Here is a 17,258-nt window from a genome sequence, read left to right as displayed (position 1 = left end):
GAAGTCAAGGGCGGGCCCTTTTCGGTAGAAGCGGCTCCGCATGCGAGGGTGCCCTTGACTTGAGCAATGCCCCGTCAGCCGGGCGGAACTGTAGCCACAATTGAGGCGGCTTCAGGGAAACGAATTCTGACCCCTTCAATAAGTCCCACCGAGCACGAAGCGACACTTGATGGGAGCAGTGCTAGACCCTGACAAAATGAGAGCGTGCCGATCAATATTCCTGAGGGCCGCCGGAAGTTTGCATGGCAGCTAGTTGAAGAGCTGCAAGGGATCGTCGTTACCGAGCCTGAAAAGCAGCCTAAGGAAAATCGCAGGAAGCGCGGCGTCGCAACAGAGCTTCCAGAAGTCGGGCCCCTTCGGATCCTCAACTTTGGCATGTACTGGGAGGTTCAGTTCTGGCTGTGCGGCGTGGTGAGTTGGGGTCATGAAAGGGTCCACGATAAAGGCAACCTGGTCGTAACGGCTGCCATGTTGGCGAAGCAAAACCGGGACAACGGCATCTCGACTTTCATCGCCTCATTGCAGAAGCTGGCCAAAGAGCGGCGAGCGGCATCAAGACCCATGAAAGTTGTTTTCGCTGCAGACCTGCCGAGTTTGCCGAACGGATTGAGGGCTCTAAAGCTGCTTGGCCGTTCACTCAAGCTAGGTGCGCCGGGTGAGTTTTCCGAACTGGAAACTCACCTGACGCAAAGTCAGTACTGGCACAGTTCAGCTGATCGTTCGCGCGTCATATCCGACCTCTCGAACTACGTTCCGGTCAAGGTCAAGATCTCCTCTCCTTCGACCGATGCGGCCTTTGAGGAGGCGTACGATGTCTTTAGTCTCTTTCGTGCCTGCCTAAACCTGGACTGCCACCTTGGTGTCAGCCAGCCCTTGGGCCATGCTGGCGGTCCGTATGCCACGCACCCAATGCCCTCTTTTGGATATGTGGTCGACGGCGAAGAAGTCAAAGACTACGGCAGACACCCTGACCGACTTCCTCCCAGGGGGAACCCCAAGGAACGCGAGTGGATCGCTGCTATTGGGATGCTTGAGAGTTTCGCAAGGACGCCCAGTAGCTCGTCACCTTTGGTCGCCCTGCATCAGGCAATTGACGCTTTTCAAGAAGCGATCGATCAGGCTCTGCCGTCAACGGCAATGGCGTCCCTCTGGCGTTCGCTTGAACTTGTGGTAGGAACGCACAAGACAAGTGAGGTCGTTGAGCGGTGCTCGGCCATCTTCGGGAACAGCAACGTGGTGCGGGCCAGGTTCGAGGCACTAGCTACGATTAGGAACACTTACGTACACGAGGGGCAGTTTGGTGCAGACCTCATGCCTGGCATGCAGTTCGCAATTCGATTGGTATGCCTTTGCCTCACAGCGTCTCACCAGAGGATGAGAGGAGTGTCAACGCAAGCCGTGTGGAAAGAGGTCGTGAGGCTTGCAGTGGTCAGCGGAAAAACGCGCAGGGTGCTGAAAAGGGCCTTGCAGCGCATGGATGAGTTTGATGCGGAGCGCAAGCAAGATTGAAGTTATGGTGCCGGTAAGCCTTGAGTACGGGAACTAGGCAGTGAGTTCTCCGCACTCGTCGTTGGCGTATGGGGCAAGCCCGATCAGGCGGATTTGAGCCAGAACGGCCTCATTCTCGTCAATTCCGCTGTCCACGCCGTGAGTTCGGCGGCCGCACAACATGTGGCGCAGCATGCGAGGTCGTTCTGGGCCTGATAGCAGCTCGGGTGACCGAGGAGATGATGGAGGGCACCGGATTATTGGCGTCGGCTTGCAGCCGTCAGAGTGAAGTGGGGCAGTTGTTCGGAGGCGATGGTTCATGCGACGGAGAACATCCTGCCAGGCGTCCGCAAGGCGTGTGCCGATTGTCCGGGAGGTGGCCGTCCACTCCTTGGTCACAAAGGGTACGAACACCAATCTCTCTATCATGGGAACTTACCGTTTCATCGGGTCAGACCGGGACATGTTCGCCGGCCACCCCTTCCGGTCACAATGCGAGAAGAGCCCCAGTCATTTGCTCCTTTCGAGACCAGGGCTTGGATGGCGGTCACAAGTTACTATACGTGGCCGCTTTGCGGGCATAATTGAATTTGGCGCCTCTGCTTGACGCGGGCCTCGGTTGCGGAGCAGGGAGGAGTCGGGGCAGTGCTACCCACTTATTTTAGACTACTCAGCTTTCTGTAGACCGAATATTGATGTGTTAACTGCAGGAATTTGCCAGTCGGTTCGGATTGTTTTGACATGGTTACTCAGACTGGCTTATGCTGAAGTGTTTCGTGCAAGTGCGAAGATTTTCGATGCCCACGGTCGAATTTCTGCGATCACGTCAGCCAGACTCGGGGCTTCCGTGCCTAAACCGCCCACAAAAGCTGCCCATTGCTGGTGCTTTCCTGCATACTCAGCGAACTCGTCGCTGAGTCCGTTGGGCACCGAGTCTGGCACCGTTTGGCCACGGCGTTCGAAGGTGCGACGGACGGCAATCGCTAAGCTCTCCAGATCATCGTTAAAAGTCGTCGCAAAGAACCAAAGGTCGAAAAAATCCTTCAATCGGCTATTGGCGAACCCAAGATCGACTACGGCTTCAAGCTTCTCGGCGATGACAGTGGCGCGAGGATATGCGAGGAGCCGAGGTGCAGGCATGTCGAGCAAGGTTGGATAGTCGGTTTCCTCAGGTTCCGGGGTCACGATGTCACCAATGCCGAAGTCAATTTGAATGGGAATGATCGCAGTGGTCAGTCGTGCCACAAATTTAGCCCGGATGCCTCCGTACCGGTCCGCCTCCCTTATCTCGGCGATTTTAAGATTGGCTAGATCAAAGTGCAGGCCGTCAGGGGGATCGACTTCGGGCGGGCAGATCTCTCGAAGGATCCGCGCTATCTGATCGCTGTCGATACTTTTCGCCAAAAGGTCGAGGTCTCTGGTGGCACGGTGCGGGGTGCCACTCCAGAGCTCAAAGAGCATGGCGCCCTTCAGGATCAAACTTGACCTGTGCTCAGAGTTGGAGAGGCGATAGAGGAATCGTTCCAGGGCGAACCTGGTTAAGACCAGATCGAATGTCTCATTGCGTGCACGCGCTGTGTTCAACAGGCGTGCACGAAGGGACTCTCCGACGTTGGTGACGGGCTTGCTCATGCTGAAAGTGCCTCAAGATATGGACGCATGACGCGTTCCACCCGGAGTGCCTTGGCGTGCCTGTGCAGTTCGTCCCGAGTACAACGGCGATCGCGCAGGGCTTCGCGGAGGGCTTCGATGGCCACACCAATTCCAATTGTTTGCCTGAACTTGAAACAGTCTGCAATGGTCTTTGCGACCGAATAGACTGGCACCTCGACCCCTTCGATTTGGTGTCTCTCGATTCCTGGAAAGTAGCCGTCGTGGCGCATGACGACGGTTCTGATAGGAATTCCGCTCGGCTTGGCGATCCACGATCCAAAGGGGACGGCTAGCCAAACCTGATGTGGCAGCTGTGTGCCGACGTGATGGAAAGCGAGGGCCGAAAGTAGACAGACGACGCCCTTGGGCTGAGTCCGGACGGCTTCGACGAGAGTGTGATCTTGGGTGAGTTCGAATGTCGCCAGTGTGTAGAGGCCCCTGCTCGATCTGATGAGCTCACCTCTGGACATGAGGTGGCCGAGGTAGCTTGGACTCACACCGATCTGTCGGAGGTCGCGTGGCCGAATGGCGCCTCTCTGCTTGGCAAGTTCGAGGATCTGCTGACGTTTGGTCGGCATTGAATTCTTGTTTCCTCTAACGATGATAGCATGTGTTAGAGGTATCGTCAACTGTGGTGCAAGTTCGCCACTCTGCTCAGCTTACGAGCGCTGCTTGGGGGTGGGCCGGAACGGTCGCCGCCTCGGCAATCCACGGCCCTGCTCTGGCCAGCATTCGTATCGGGTCAATAGCATGCTGATGAGCTGCTGCCGCTTGTTCTGCGGGAGGGAGTCAATGAGCTCAGCAACCATCCTCATGATTTCGAATTCGTTGCCTTGCTCGGGAGTCACGTCGTCTCGCATCCGGCCACTATCACTGTGGCGACAGCGGTGTCAAGTTACAACGCGTTCGGTTGCGGCTAGACGAGGCCATCCACAGGCGCCAGCAACTGTGTCTAGGTCAATTTCTGGTTGGACAAGAACTACCCGCGTGAGTACGAAAGGCCCATTAAACGGGCACGATATTTCAGCTCGCGCGAGACGACCTGAATGCGATTCAAGTTCCCCTTCGATAGATCCTTGGTCCTAGGACCTTTTAGGTTCAATGCATTAGAAGGCCGCGTCAAGGCCCTTTGAATTCGACCAGAGGCGGGTTATACTGGCCCTCAGGTGAGGCAAACTGAGACCAAAGTCCTATTGCAGTGTTAATCGCAACATAACTGTAGTATGATCCCTGGCTTTCGTGGAACTTCACCTTCAGTGAGGCCGTCAAGAAATGTGTGACTGAAAACCACATCATGGATCTTCACCGTAGATTTGCCGAGATTAATCTTGGATGAATGGCACATCTGAGAACATCCCGGCAGAGGACAAACCAGCTCAGGAGGTATTGATGCACGAAACTCGAGACAATGGTCTGGATCCTGAACTCCAGAAGTTCAGGGCTGAAGTGCAGGCTCGGCTTGACAATGATCCGAGTCTTGCTTCCGGGCCGAAATCACAGAAGAAAAGGGCTGCCCTTCTCATTGGCAGGCACAGTCCAGGCAATGCGAAAAGAAGCAAGCCGAGTTCTCCCACCAGTGGTAATGGCGGCACAGAGCCGCCTCCAGCATAGCCCGAACCTGACCGAACGAGGGGCGACCATTCAAAGTGGTCGCCCCTCGTTTTATTTGTAAAGCGCCTTCGAGTGTCGGCCGTACAGTTCGAGCCGAACGATTAAACCAGGTATAACACGCCGTTCTACTAAAGGGCTGCCCACGGAGAACGCAGGTGATCGAGATCGCCACCTCAACGTTCAGTTGGGAAACATTGCAATGAGGCGAATAGCGATTGTCGATCCCTCGGCCCTCCTAGTGCTGGCGAATTCAGGTCAGCGATTGGGGGAGACGGTGTCCCGAGCCAAGGACACGCAAACCGTACTGGTCTTTCTCGACCAGAGTAGAGCGAATTCAGACCTTGAAGGAAACTTCTTTGCCAGATTGAGTAGTCAAGCGCGAATTTGGCTTCTGTGGAACAGGCTGAATAAGTCGCGGGATGAGTGGCCCATCACCATTTGCAAGAGCCTGGATCTAAGGAAAGCGTCGAGTGCGGTTCCGGTCGTCGGGGTGGCTCGTGCAGTGCTGGGTGATTGCGGTGAAGTAGGCGCCATCTACCTAGCCCTCACCATGCAGCTTCCGAACTGTAGCACCGTGATACTGACGGACACACCACGTAAGTACGATGGCATTGACGGCTTCGATAAGACTAACTTGGCCAGCATACAACGATGGGTCTGACCCGGGCGGCACTTCAAATCGCGGTCTCTTGTCCTGCTCGTCGGAATGACCAGAGGATTCGGTTGGTGCGGGCGGCCGGACTCGAACCGGCACGGGATTGCTCCCAACGGATTTTCGTACCACTTCGGCTTGCGCCGCCGCTTGTAGGCGTTCGTGGTCTGGACTATCCCTTCACCTTGGCCATTCATTGGCGGTAGGTGCTGCCCGTCTAGTCTCTACACCTTCCTGCGAGCAGGCTTGGCTCGGGATCGCCCGATGCTGGGGTTCCCCGAATTTGAGCAGTTCTGCTCCGCTGGTTTCCCAGCGGGCACTCACTTGAACAAGTCCGTTGCGTCTACCATTTCGCCACGTCCGCACGCCCCTGTTATAGAGACAATGCACCCACTTGCCAACCCCGCCAAACAGCATTTGCTACACCGTTGAACTAGCTCGATGACATTGGTCATAATGCAGCATGCCTGAGGCCGGACTTCAGATTTCAATCTCCGCAGCGGCAATCGAGGACGAAAGCTCGCCTCAAAGCGCAGAGGTGCTCGCGCTGCATGATCATCTCCGAAAACTCGCTCTCGCCGCGCCGACGGCCGCAGCCGGAGAGCAAAATGTGGCTAACTTCATTACTATGATCCTGGCAGCACCCGTCTTGGTCGAAGTCGCAAAGGGATTCTTCGACTATCTGAGAACGCGTCCGACAGGTAAGATTTCCATTTCGCTGCCTGAAGGACATCCAATGCACGGTGCAGGCCCAATTGTTATTGAGGGTATTTCAAAGCCTACAGAAGTCAGCATTCTGAAAATCCTTCGAGAAATCCTAGACTTCTAATAGATGAACGTAGGCATCCTGCTTCTGGGATCATCCGAATACGTTGGATACCTTGGGGAATCACAGGGCGCGGACAAGGTCGCGAAGCTTCGCACCTGCCTCGCGATCAGAACCAGCCATGACCGATTGGCGGCCTACTTCTCACACGAATCATGGATCCGGCAGGGCACCGCTGTTAAGCTCTTAGATCTCTTCGATTCCAGTCAAGGCATGGAAGCGACGCTGGAAGCTGTCATTGACTGGCGGAATTCGCTGCCGGAACCGTTAGAAAGCATTGTAGTGTACTTCATCGGCCATGGCCAAGTTTATGATAGGGAATACTATCTTCTCTTGAAAACCTCCAAACATGCAGAGGGCAAGTTGACAGCTACTGCTCTTAAAGCAACAGATCTTCTCTCAGTGCTAGTTCGACATCTTCCACGTGTGCATAAGCACTTCATTTTCGACGCCTGCTATGCCGGACAGGTCATGACCCAAGCAGTCGCGTTTCCCGATACTAAGGATTTTGCCGACGATAATAATGCGACATCACTTACCGTTGCTGCATCATCAGGATACTTAGAACCGTCACGCGTACTCAACGGTGGCACGGCATTTACTACGTTGCTTCTTAACCAATTGTGCGACGCATGGAGCTTTGAAAGTGTCTCCCTCATGGCTACCATTGAGGCAATTCAAGATACGGTCTCCGAGCTAAACAGGTCCGTAAAATCGGCATTTGTACGACCACTGTTACGCTTGCAAGGAAGTATTGCTCCACCGATTTTATTTCCCCAGTATCGCACTCCCAGCAGAAGGAGCCTGCAATCACTCCTTCAGAACACCGATCTCGCGCTAGGCGAGCGCATTGTCAGGGCGTTTGAGTCCATAAGCGACGAAATGCCCATTGCAGTCCAACTGAGAATCATGTGCACGATTGTTCAGTTGTCGGCACTCTGGGCACGAAGCGAGGAGAACCCAGAGACCACGGGAATAAATTGCAATATTATGATTCCCCGTAAAGTGACCGCCAGATGGCCCATGGATGACGTCAAAGCAGGAATAAGAGAGATCTACTATCCTGAACCTCACTTGCTGAATCCGCCAGCACTCCACCGAAAGTACTCTGAAGCCCTTTGCCTTGTGCAATGGGCCGATAGGTACCCTCATACTCCAAAAGGCTTTACCTTGCTAGTAGACAAGGATGCGCAGTCCGTAGTGTTCGGCGCTCCTGCATGCTGGAAAACGCTTCAGGAGCAACCAGTCAACAATATCAGAAAGCAACGCCGAAAATTCGGCGAAGGTCAGTCCCGCCAAGTGGCCGAAGCAATTGAAGCCTATCTCATTAGACAGGAGTATGACAGTTTTCATTGTTTTCCTATACTTCACAAGAGGAGTATTTATGGTATCCTAACGGTGCACTGCAAAAAGTCGCCTGTTTTTGGACGGCGCGGACGGCAAAGGGATGAGGCCTTAGAGTCAATTCGAAAGGTGAGCTGGATGATCGGCGAACGGATAAGCAAATATCCGCGTAGAGAGTTGGAGGAGATTGTGTAGATGATGGCTCGTCTGTGTTGCGGCGAGTCTGCAGTACGTAACGATTTATGACAGTTGTTTTAGGAGCGGTACGAATATGGATAACGTGAACATTCAAGGACGAGTCGAGGTTGACGACGAACAGCGCAAGCTTTCTGACGCAGAAGTTGGAAGATTGTTGCGCGAACGCAGAATCACCGGATGGCGAGCACAAGTGACGCCGGAGTGGCAAAGTATTCTGGATGACATGGTCGCCTTGATCATAACTCACAGGCGTCCTGATCTGCTTGATATGTCCGCGCTCACCTCAAACTCTTCTGATCCACCTTCGCACGCCCCTAGTAGTGGGGCTCTAGCTCGGCGGCAACAGCCAACGCAGAACACACAAGGATACTGCACTGTAGGCAAGGTTGAGAAGATGAGACGCAGAAGCAAAGGTAATTATGATCTTTAGCCCTAGTACTTGTGATGTGTCTTTTGACAAGGGTGGCAAGCTCTGGACAGCATCTTATAATTCGCGTGCGTTGCCGACAGTTATAATTGCTCGTCTACGGAAAGTTGCGGCGGCTCCCCAGCCCCTAAAAGTTGCGTTGTGGATGGAAAGCCGGGACGCTGAGTCATCTTCCCTCACTAACTGGCAGTGATTGTCTTCAAAGTCGGAAAGAGTACTTATGCTGCTTTATTGTGGCGGGATGGACGGGGAGATTTCTTTCTAAGATTGATTGCCGATGCGTCGATCATATTCTTAAGATGGGCCGCGTAGTGCTTCTGAATGATCTCAATACTGGTGCGGCAGTTTTTTGCGATCTCGTAGATATTTGCACCTTCAAGCAGGCGAAAGCATATATACGAGTGGCGGAGCGAGTATGCCGTCCGCCAGTTTCCGTCGCGGTCTTTCTTGAGGTCGAGCTCATCGAGAATGCTATTGAGCAGCTCTGTGTGAGCTTTCGGAAACAGAAGATCCGTCGGGAGCGGAAGTCGACGCTCGGCCGAAGTTCTCGAATTTCGTCCTTCTCCGGATTGACCGACGCCGGATACTGCACGCGGCCTTTCGCGGAGCCGCTCGAAGGGACGAACGGCACCTGGCATGCTCTTGCAGTAACCTAGGCCCCGCTTGCCTCGCACCTCGATCTCGAGAATCTTCTCTCGTGTTGCCTCGTCCCTGACGATGGTGACGTCCCGGAACTCTAGACGTGCGGCTTCGTCAGGTCTCAAACCCGAATTGCAGACAAGCAGAACGTAATCGTGCAGTTGCTCACAGGCCCATTTCCAACGGGGCTTGAGCGGATTGGCGGCTCTTGCTCTCGTTGCTTCGTATAGCCTGCGGTACTCGTCGTGAGAAAACCATCCTCGGTGGCTGATCTTGCTGGGCGCTTTGAATGGATCCTTCAGATCGGGCACGTATGCGATCCAACCTTGCCGGTTTGCTGTCTTTAGAACCTGGCGAAGCGTGACGATCTCCTGATGAATCGTGTTACGTGCCGGTTTGATCAACTCCCCCGTGGCTGGGTTTCTCTTTGAAGTTGACCGGTGGATTCGGTACTCCTGTACAAAACCTGGAGTGATGTCAGAGACGATGCGCGTCCCGAAGAACGGACGCAAATGTGCCCGCAAACGGTCTTGATGACCGCGCACATAGTGCTGACCACGGTCGTGAGCGATCAGAGCTTCGACTTCCCTGAGAAACTGATCTGCAGCTTCATTGAATGTCTTACCTGACTTCAACGTGCCAGCACGCTCCTTGCCGCGCAATGTTAAATACCAGTCTTCTGCGAACTCTTTAGCCAATGCCAAGCTGTCCGTTTTAGTGCTCACTCGCCAGTTTCTGCCTTTTAGGTATGCTGAACACTGCCAGTTCGTGCTCATCGCACGACGGTAGACATGCAACTTGCCTCCCATGATCTTGTGATGCTCTGTCATGCTCCACCCTCCCTGGACGATGTGTCACTTTGTGTAAGTCGTGTGTAAGGCTGATCGTACAATGTGTCAAGACTAAATCATTGGAATTGCTTCGAAATATAAACTAAAGGATTAAGTCAGATCAATTTTAAGTCGTCATCGTGTAAGACTAAGTCATTGACATAGCTGGATGATTTTGAAAATCACTCACCTGTGTGCAACTGGATGTGCAAGTTGTTCCGGCGCCAAGGAAGCACAGCAAAAATGTCGCCATTCCGCGTGGAAGGTCCGAGGGCAGCGGGCTGGAAACGCCGTTCGGCAGCCGTAGAGAGCGAAGCGGGGCAGTTGCGCAGCGGCGATGATCGTGCGCTATCGCTGGCGCATCCTGCCAGGCGTCCGCCGAACATGTGTTCCAAGGCCGGGAGGAAACCGTCCCGACGGCTCGTCAAGGCGGCGGCGAGCACATAGACACAGTTCTGAGTGGTGCGCGACTTCAGTTGGCGCGTTGCTAGGCAAGAAGGAAGGAGGGTAGGTATGTTCTGTCGTACTGCGCTTCCATGATTTGAATTTCCGCTCCGACTGCATTCATGACGCTCCCTAAAAAGCAGGCACCACTAAGGGGCCCATAATAGAAAATACACACCCTCTTAGCCTTCCGTTGTCGGACATAAGATGAGATCAGCGTCTTTGTTTGACGCGCAAACGTGACCACGTCTCCCGCGTCAACAAAGGCGTCCCTCCCAGGCCCCTCCTTGGGAGAAAGTAGAAGCAAGTGTGACGCCAAGCCAGAGTCAGAAAGGGCATCACGCACGTCACTTGAAAGATCGCCTGTTATGCTAATACCCACTGCAACGGTGTCACTATTACCTTGGCAGACCTCGCCATCCATGTTGGAAGTTACAATCTCGAACCGATTGGACGGCGCTGAGTCCGTCCGCCAAAGGTTGCCGTATTGATCGACCTCAATCACATAGCGGCTAACTTCTGAAAACACATACCCAAATGCAAACCAGGCAGAAAGTCTTGCAAGCCCGCGGGCACGGATCAGTCTCACACCCGACTCCTCAGCAATTTCACCTTCAATGCGGTGCAGTTCGGGCAAGAACTTCTCGTTCCATGCGTTGCTGACCTTTGGTGCGTGACCTTTGAGTTGATCTTGGCCCTCAAACTCGACGCGCCAGTCGATGACGTAATCGGGCCGCAAGTCCGTGGATTGCTTCTTGATCGTAGTCAGATGAACTATCCTGCAGTTTTCGTCAGTCTCGGCACGCAAGTCATTGGCTGTGATCGCTTCATCCAGAACGGCGTGTGTCACTTGCTGCAGGCCACTCTTAATCCACCCACGAACGATGCCGACTGCGACGAGCAAGGCTGCTTCGTCGTGCTTGAGTCCTAGATTGGCCATTCGCTCGCTAGCGTGACGCGCTCGTTCAGTAAAGCACGCGGCACCTAGGCAGAGGCGTATGTCTTGGATGAACCGCGCGAAGGTGGTTGCATCAGCCTCAAGATGGGCTTGCCACTTGTTTCGGGCCTTTCCAGCGTCTTCCTGGTTGGAAACTGTGAGGAACGATTGACGAAATTTGTTTGTTTCGCCGTCAATCTGCGTGGCTACTGCATCCTCCGCACTCCAAGACCAATTGCTGACCAAATGTAACTCGACCTCGCGCTCAGGCTCCGCATCCTTCAGCTTCTTCCACGTGGCGAAAAGCTTGGTCAGTAGGCTAGTCCCCTTTCTTTTTCTTTTCAAAAGTGCTTCAGTCGAGTATGCACCAGCGTGCGTCGTGTGAAACTTCACCTGATAGAAACGATCAGGCTGCCCAGACTCAGGAGAGTAGCGAACAGTAATGTCGTCCGCCGAACCGCTTGTCTCATCTTCAACAGTGACCAGTCTGACGCGATAACGCGGGTATTTTAGTTCCAGCACGTGGAGCCATGTGGTGATGTGCTGGTAATCATCGCCCTTCAATCTTGCGCCCGTCTGATTCGCCATTCACATCTCACGAGAGCGGGAACATTGGCCCAAATAGCTCACGCCACGCTTTGAGCGCTTCGTAGTTCTTGCCTTGGCGGGCAAGATCGATTGCAAGCGTACATTCACGCGCCGCCGACTTGAGCGCTGCCTTTGCTGTGGCCCTGCGTACTGAATCCATCATGTCGCTTACTGGTGGGCCCAAATTTGCTGGGTCGTTCCACGTTTCATCTATGCGGTTTGATAGCGTGGCAAAAAAGCTTTGCATCTCATACGCATAATTTCCCGACCAAGGCGCATGAAGGCATTCCAGTGCCATAACTTCAAGCAAGAAGGATGGCTTGACTGGCTTATCCGCGTGTTTCTTGTTGTTCCAGTACTTGACCATCCGAACAAGGCCCTTCCACTCACTACTGTAAGCTTGGTGCGCAGAAACTGCTCTTTCGGCATGCACTTTCGGATTGGTCTTGACCCACTTGCCTTCGGTAGCATCTGGTATCTCGTAGTTGTCACCGTCCTTGAAGGCGGCGACAACATCAAGACTTAGAACCCGATAATCGGTCTTGTCATCGGCATCAGGCTTCACTCCAAAGTCAACCGTCACCGCGCGACGCTGCTTGGACACTGAACTACTACCGTACTTTTCCACAAGGGCCGTCTCGAAGGCCAACATCACGTTCGACGGATGCTCCTCGCGGTAATGTTTCTCCTTTTCGCCAAGAACCACAAACACATCAATGTCCTTAAGTGGTTTTGTCTTGGTGTGTCGCGCATAAGACCCTGTTAGAAAGTCGTTGTCTATTGAGAACTTGCAACGCATGTGATCGCGCACTTCAGTATGTCGCTTGCTTGCGTTATCCTGTTCTCGCGAGTTGAGTTCGAGCCGAGACTTGAATTTCCTGAAGGCTTCGTCGGTCGTAAGCATGCCTAGGAAACCTTCCTATAATAGCTCGCCGAACCACCGAGGCCACTGTGTTCGACATTAGTGCCGAGGCTTTGACGCACAAAACCTTGGGTCGAACGGAAATTGCAGTCACCCCAGCCCGCAACGTAAGGCTCGCCTGAACTGTTTTTGACTTTAATGGCATAAGCGGCACTAGATGGCCAGATGCCCGACTTCTTGATGGCGTTCCTAATTTGATCTGTATCGACCCAAAAGCGGCCATTTCCGCCCGACCACTCGTAGGAAATGTCAATATCCCAACGTCCGATCAGGGCGTCCGAGGACGTATTGTAGACCTCAAGTGTCACGCGCTCAAGGTGCCCCGAATGTATCCATGTGCTAATACCTGAATGCAGAACATGCCAGTCAGTAGTCATTTTTTCTGGGCTCAGACCACTCAAGACGATGATGTCCTTTAGCGTTTTCAGAATGTTATCGGTGACAAATGTTACAGAGTGTGTATAGGTGCTTACAGAAACAGTGGTTGCGCTCATGATCGCAGAAATGCCTCCTCATCAAACATAACAGCTGCGCGGGTGTTGTCGTTGCTTTCGCCTAAGTTAAGGCCCTGGTCGCGGTCGCGGGCGGTGATACGCGTTGACTTATTCTTCAGCGCCGCTTGAACCCATGACAAATCTGAGTTGAAACACGGAAGGGACATAGCCCAATCGCCCTCGGTCGCGGTGAAACTTAGGGCCTGTTCGGAAGCTTTGTCACCCTCGATTGCATCGTCGTCATAGATACAGTAAATCCGCACCCGTGGGTTGGGGCCCGTCACAGTGGCAGGCGAAGGGGCCCTGAATGCCTTGTCTGTGATCAGAGAACAGGCAATCCCCTCGATACGCATGAGTTCATCCCGCGCGTCGCCCGGCTCAGGTGCGATGAGCGACACAATGGCCCGCCAAGTGTCAGGTGCAGTCCGTTCTGGCACGGATTTGTAGGTGCGTGCGACGGCACTGCTCATCGTCGCACGTCCTTGAGCGCTCGCAACGCAGCCCTCTCGATATCTTTCTCAGTGAGTAGACCGGGATTTAGCGCGGTCTTCTTGTCGAACGTACAGGCGGCAGCAACAAGTTTGCGGATCTGCCTTCCATCTAGGCCGACGCACTTGGCGGCCAGTGCAGCAAATTGTGGTCGCCTAGTGAAGCCCCTTAGCTCAGGATAGGTGTTTGACAACTGATCTAGTGTGTTTGCCAAAATTGAGTGAGAAGCCTGGGAATCAGGCAGAGGGACTTCGAAAACCACGTCGCAGCGCGAGACGAAAGCACCATCTATGGCCTGGGGAAAGTTGCTCGTTGCGATGATGAGCAGATTTGGATGCTTCTCCGCCAGATGATCGAGGGCCACTAGCGCAGCATCGGTAGCGCGATGAACATCGATCGGGTTGGCATCTAGGCTGAGTTTTGCCCGGTCAACCAAGATAGTCTCCACCTCGTCAAGCAAAACAACGGTAGGCCCCTGCATGGCGATCTCAGCGATGCTCGTCGCGAACAGGTCAGACACTGCGCGCTGTGTTTTGCCCAAAGCCGAGCTCGCAAGCGAGTGAGGCTCAACCTCCACGAATGTAAGACCGTTGCCTTTGATCAGGTCGGCAGTTTCGGAGGCCAAACCCTTTGCTAGCGTTGTCTTCCCCGTACCTGGCTTTCCCGTCAGAAGTATGATCCCGTGCAAAGGCACCACATTTCGACCAACTCGGCCACGCATTGTAAAATTGAGAGCAGCTTGGCATAGCAGAGACTCCTTTAACTCGGGCGCGACAATAATAGACTGCCAGTGCTTCTTGAAGTCGGCGTGAGGCAGCCGCCTGATGTCGTAAATGCCCGGAGCCTCAATGCCCGGCAAGTTTCTTTCTTGTTTCATCCTAAATCCTTCAAGTTCCGTCCATCCCGTCCGAAGACGAGTCCACGAAACGGTGATGGGCCCGGTAAGATAGTGCACACAAGTATACCTGTGCAAGAGCCTGGCGGTCACACGGCTTTGGGCCCCGCGGGCCTAGGCAAAATGGCTCTGCAGGTGTCCGCGGCACTCTTTCGTTCGCTTGTAGAAAAACCCTCCAAAGACTGGAGACGGGACAAATCTAGGAATAGCCGCAAGAATATTGGCAGTCGTTCAAAAAGACTGCCAAAGGCCTAGAAGGGAGTTGATCAGCCAAGCGTCGGAGTGCTCCGCTGAGGTTCATTGGTAGACTGATTTCCACTCGGCCAGTAATGGGGGCTGCGCTCGTGGAGATGGTAGCAGTTGTTGATATTCTTAATGCCGTGAAGCAGGAAGGTTTTCTGGCATCTCTATCAGAACGTTTGTGCTAGATACTGCTGTAAACTTATCCATTGTGGCTTCGCCACGCTTGCAACGGGGGTTGCATGAGTCCCTCAAGTCATCAGCGTTCCAAAGAACTGACGGGCGATCAGGCGGTTGCGATCCGTCAGAAGGAGCATTTGACCGTTCAGGAATTCGCGTGGCTGTTCTCTGTGTCCGTCCGTCACATTGAGTATGAAGCGGCCAGGGGCCGCATCTACTTCACCCGGAATGGAAAACTTCGGCGCATCAACCGACGCGAGATCGAGCGGTATGACGCTTATCTTGAAAAGTCCACCCTCTCGCCCCAATCTTAGTTGTAGTCGGTACCCTGGCATTTCGGGCACGGAGGCAACCTGTCGTCGTCATCGTCAAGGATCACTGAAGTGCCGCAGTTTGTGCATATGTATGTTCCTGCGCCAGGCTTTTCACCAGTTGTTGGCATCGTTTTTCCTTGCTCACGAGCGAGCGAGACCTAGGTTACCCAATACCACGTCCCAAGCGTATGTCAGTCAACAAAGTTGTTCAGCGCTTCGGGGATTGCCCAGGCGTAGTTCTTGAGAAGCGTGTCCACCGTGTGACCCGTCACCTTGGCTACATCGACGGGATTCTTGCCTTCGGCCAGCTTCCGGCTAATGTAGGAATGCCTGAGCCAATAGGGACTGACCTGGCTTGGCAGCTTTGCAGCTTTGACCGCAGGAACGACCAGCTCTGACAATGGCTTCTGGTCAAGCGGCCGGCCCGATCCATTGAGCGCGATCGCTTCCTCCGGGCCACGTTGCAGTGACTGTAGGTAGTCAATCAGAGCCTTACTCAAAGGGATCGAACGGGTCTGCTTGTTCTTTGTGAGCTTGTACTTGCCGTTTTCGTAGGTGCGCCAGATCCGGACGCGCTTGGTTTCAAAGTTGAAATCTTTGCCGACGAGCCCAAGCGCCTCGCCTGTCCTGCAACCAAGGTTGTCCATCAGGGTCAGGACGATGTGCGCAGGAGTGCCCTCAACGCCCGTCAGGAGCCTTTTCCGCTCCTTGTCAGTCAGAACCTTGGCGTCCAAGTCTTCCTTGTCGCTCTCAGCGGCTTTCTCAGTCAAATCAAGCAGCCTTCGTTCTTCCGTCAGCTTTGACCACTTCACCTTGACGGAACACGGATTGGCGGTCGTCATGCCATGCTGACGGCCCAGGCTGAACAGGCGGGATACGGTTGAGAACACGTACTTGAGGAACGCTTCCGATGGCGGACGCTCAACCCCCTTGTACTTGACCTTCGATGCGGCAAGATCAGCAAGGAGCTGGTTGACGTCGCCGGGATTGACGGCATTCACGGGCATCCGCCCAAGAACTGCCTTGACGTGCTTCCCATAGAGCCGCCGGAAGTGCCGGACGTGTTTGTCCTGTTCGTTCGACCAGTCGCGTTCGCAAATAAAGGTGAACAGCGCGTCCACGGTCATGGGCTTGTCGGGCCGACCGTCGCGGACGCCAGGGTTCAAGAGCAATCGGTTGTACTCTTCGTAAATGGCATCGCGCTCGGCACGGGCGTCCTCGATGGTCGCCCGCTGCAGGTCGCGGCAAAAAGGTGTACCGTCTTTCAGTCGCCACTTGATCTCGACGCGGTAGGAATTGCCGCGCTGAGTGATGTTCGCGTCCTTGTTCTTCGCCTTCTTCATGTGATGACTCTGGCATCACGGCGCAAGCGAACGCTACAGGAATTCGGAGGTTTTTTCGGAAGTGGTTCTTCGGCGTCACGAAAAACCGTTCGTATCCCGTATGGATTAGGTTCAATCATTGGAGCCGATGACCAGATTCGAACTGGTGACCTGCTGTTTACGAAACAGCTGCTCTACCACTGAGCTACATCGGCCGGACAGGGGAATTATGGCCGAAACGGCCCTCAGACTCAAGGGTCGGGCCGGAATTCCCAGTCGCCGAGCACCGCATTTCCACGGCTAGGAACAGCACCGGACTTGATCCGCACTGTCAAGGATGCCGGACAAGCAGGGGCCCGGAATGGTGAACAAGACCGATGTGCAGGCAGCGAGGGCGCTTGCAGATCGGTGAAAACCATGTACATCTTGAATTGGAACCCTAGCGTGCGGCAGGTCGAGGCGAGCTTCGGAGGCGCGGTCACCGCGGCCGAAGCCGAAGTCTTCCTGGAGGACTTCCGGGCGTTGGTCGTCTGCGACGACGTCTGCGACTTCGACCTTTTGATCGACTATGCCAAGGTGAGCCGGATGGACGACGGTATCCGTCAGACCCTGGACACCGCCAGGGAGATGGCCCAGTTCTCCGGAGCCCGGAAAGTCACCGTCGTCACCCGGGACCAAGACGAGGTCCAGGCGTACACGAACGTACGTCTACAGCAAGTCTTGGAAGGCACTGAAGAGTACGTTGCCTTCGGCCTCGCCGCCTGA

Annotated in this window: 15 protein-coding genes and 1 tRNA gene; 5 read left to right on the top strand and 11 right to left on the bottom strand. The window is 54.3% G+C overall.

Features of this window, described 5'->3' with window-relative positions; all coding sequences use genetic code 11:
* Positions 1-204 precede the first annotated feature (204 nt).
* The gene (locus tag JST30_07685; protein MBS1714203.1) at positions 205-1,509 is read left to right on the top strand and encodes a hypothetical protein; all 1,305 of its coding nucleotides are present in this window, start codon (positions 205-207) and stop codon (positions 1,507-1,509) included.
* A 738-nt stretch (positions 1,510-2,247) separates the two neighbouring features.
* Here the strand turns inward: JST30_07685 and JST30_07680 are convergent.
* Together JST30_07680 and JST30_07675 are read right to left on the bottom strand one after the other, a co-directional pair.
* Positions 2,248-3,120 carry a nucleotidyl transferase AbiEii/AbiGii toxin family protein gene (locus JST30_07680; protein ID MBS1714202.1) on the bottom strand — a complete coding sequence of 291 codons (873 nt, stop codon included), beginning with the start codon at positions 3,118-3,120 and terminating at the stop codon, positions 2,248-2,250.
* Positions 3,117-3,719 (bottom strand): type IV toxin-antitoxin system AbiEi family antitoxin domain-containing protein, encoded by a 603-nt coding sequence (locus JST30_07675; GenBank protein ID MBS1714201.1) that lies wholly within the window; start codon positions 3,717-3,719, stop codon positions 3,117-3,119. The genes JST30_07680 and JST30_07675 overlap by 4 nt, the downstream gene beginning before the upstream one ends.
* 2,148 nt (positions 3,720-5,867) lie before the next feature.
* On the opposite strand from JST30_07675, the gene JST30_07670 reads away from it, so the two are divergent.
* Both JST30_07670 and JST30_07665 read left to right on the top strand, forming a co-directional pair.
* Complete coding sequence (locus tag JST30_07670) at positions 5,868-6,233, top strand: hypothetical protein (protein MBS1714200.1); 366 nt, start codon at positions 5,868-5,870, stop codon at positions 6,231-6,233.
* Positions 6,234-6,236: 3 nt separating this feature from the next.
* On the top strand, positions 6,237-7,769 hold the full coding sequence (locus JST30_07665) for a hypothetical protein (protein ID MBS1714199.1): 1,533 nt from the start codon (positions 6,237-6,239) through the stop codon (positions 7,767-7,769).
* Positions 7,770-8,417: 648 nt separating this feature from the next.
* Here the strand turns inward: JST30_07665 and JST30_07660 are convergent.
* The 6 genes from JST30_07660 to JST30_07635 form a co-directional block, all read right to left on the bottom strand.
* Positions 8,418-9,668, bottom strand: a complete 1,251-nt coding sequence (locus tag JST30_07660; protein ID MBS1714198.1) for a phage integrase SAM-like domain-containing protein — start codon at positions 9,666-9,668, stop codon at positions 8,418-8,420.
* A 487-nt stretch (positions 9,669-10,155) separates the two neighbouring features.
* Positions 10,156-11,637 carry an SAVED domain-containing protein gene (locus JST30_07655; GenBank protein ID MBS1714197.1) on the bottom strand — a complete coding sequence of 494 codons (1,482 nt, stop codon included), beginning with the start codon at positions 11,635-11,637 and terminating at the stop codon, positions 10,156-10,158.
* 7 nt (positions 11,638-11,644) lie between these two features.
* Positions 11,645-12,541 (bottom strand): nucleotidyltransferase, encoded by an 897-nt coding sequence (locus JST30_07650; GenBank protein MBS1714196.1) that lies wholly within the window; start codon positions 12,539-12,541, stop codon positions 11,645-11,647.
* A gap of 2 nt (positions 12,542-12,543) precedes the next feature.
* Positions 12,544-13,053: an HORMA domain containing protein gene (locus tag JST30_07645; GenBank protein ID MBS1714195.1), complete on the bottom strand. Its 510-nt coding sequence runs from the start codon at positions 13,051-13,053 to the stop codon at positions 12,544-12,546.
* Positions 13,050-13,523, bottom strand: coding sequence for a hypothetical protein (locus JST30_07640; protein MBS1714194.1), 474 nt, complete (start codon positions 13,521-13,523; stop codon positions 13,050-13,052). The genes JST30_07645 and JST30_07640 overlap by 4 nt, the downstream gene beginning before the upstream one ends.
* Positions 13,520-14,419 (bottom strand): AAA family ATPase, encoded by a 900-nt coding sequence (locus JST30_07635; GenBank protein ID MBS1714193.1) that lies wholly within the window; start codon positions 14,417-14,419, stop codon positions 13,520-13,522. The genes JST30_07640 and JST30_07635 overlap by 4 nt, the downstream gene beginning before the upstream one ends.
* A 500-nt stretch (positions 14,420-14,919) precedes the next feature.
* Here JST30_07635 and JST30_07630 point away from each other — a divergent pair, with 500 nt between their 5' ends.
* Positions 14,920-15,171: an excisionase family DNA-binding protein gene (locus tag JST30_07630; GenBank protein ID MBS1714192.1), complete on the top strand. Its 252-nt coding sequence runs from the start codon at positions 14,920-14,922 to the stop codon at positions 15,169-15,171.
* On the opposite strand, the gene JST30_07625 is transcribed toward JST30_07630, so the two are convergent.
* From JST30_07625 to JST30_07615, 3 genes are all read right to left on the bottom strand, one after another.
* The gene (locus JST30_07625) at positions 15,168-15,299 is read right to left on the bottom strand and encodes a hypothetical protein (GenBank protein MBS1714191.1); all 132 of its coding nucleotides are present in this window, start codon (positions 15,297-15,299) and stop codon (positions 15,168-15,170) included. The genes JST30_07630 and JST30_07625 overlap by 4 nt on opposite strands.
* Positions 15,300-15,362: 63 nt before the next feature.
* Complete coding sequence (locus tag JST30_07620; GenBank protein ID MBS1714190.1) at positions 15,363-16,514, bottom strand: tyrosine-type recombinase/integrase; 1,152 nt, start codon at positions 16,512-16,514, stop codon at positions 15,363-15,365.
* 119 nt (positions 16,515-16,633) lie between these two features.
* Positions 16,634-16,708, bottom strand: a tRNA-Thr gene (locus tag JST30_07615).
* A gap of 211 nt (positions 16,709-16,919) precedes the next feature.
* Here JST30_07615 and JST30_07610 point away from each other — a divergent pair.
* Positions 16,920-17,258, top strand: a complete 339-nt coding sequence (locus JST30_07610) for a hypothetical protein (GenBank protein MBS1714189.1) — start codon at positions 16,920-16,922, stop codon at positions 17,256-17,258.

The sequence above is a fragment of the Armatimonadota bacterium genome, from assembly GCA_018268395.1.
Lineage (GTDB): Bacteria > Armatimonadota > Fimbriimonadia > Fimbriimonadales > Fimbriimonadaceae > JAEURO01.
The sequence above is the reverse complement of the archived record's forward strand: the minus strand, read 5'-3'. Positions and strand labels throughout refer to the sequence as shown.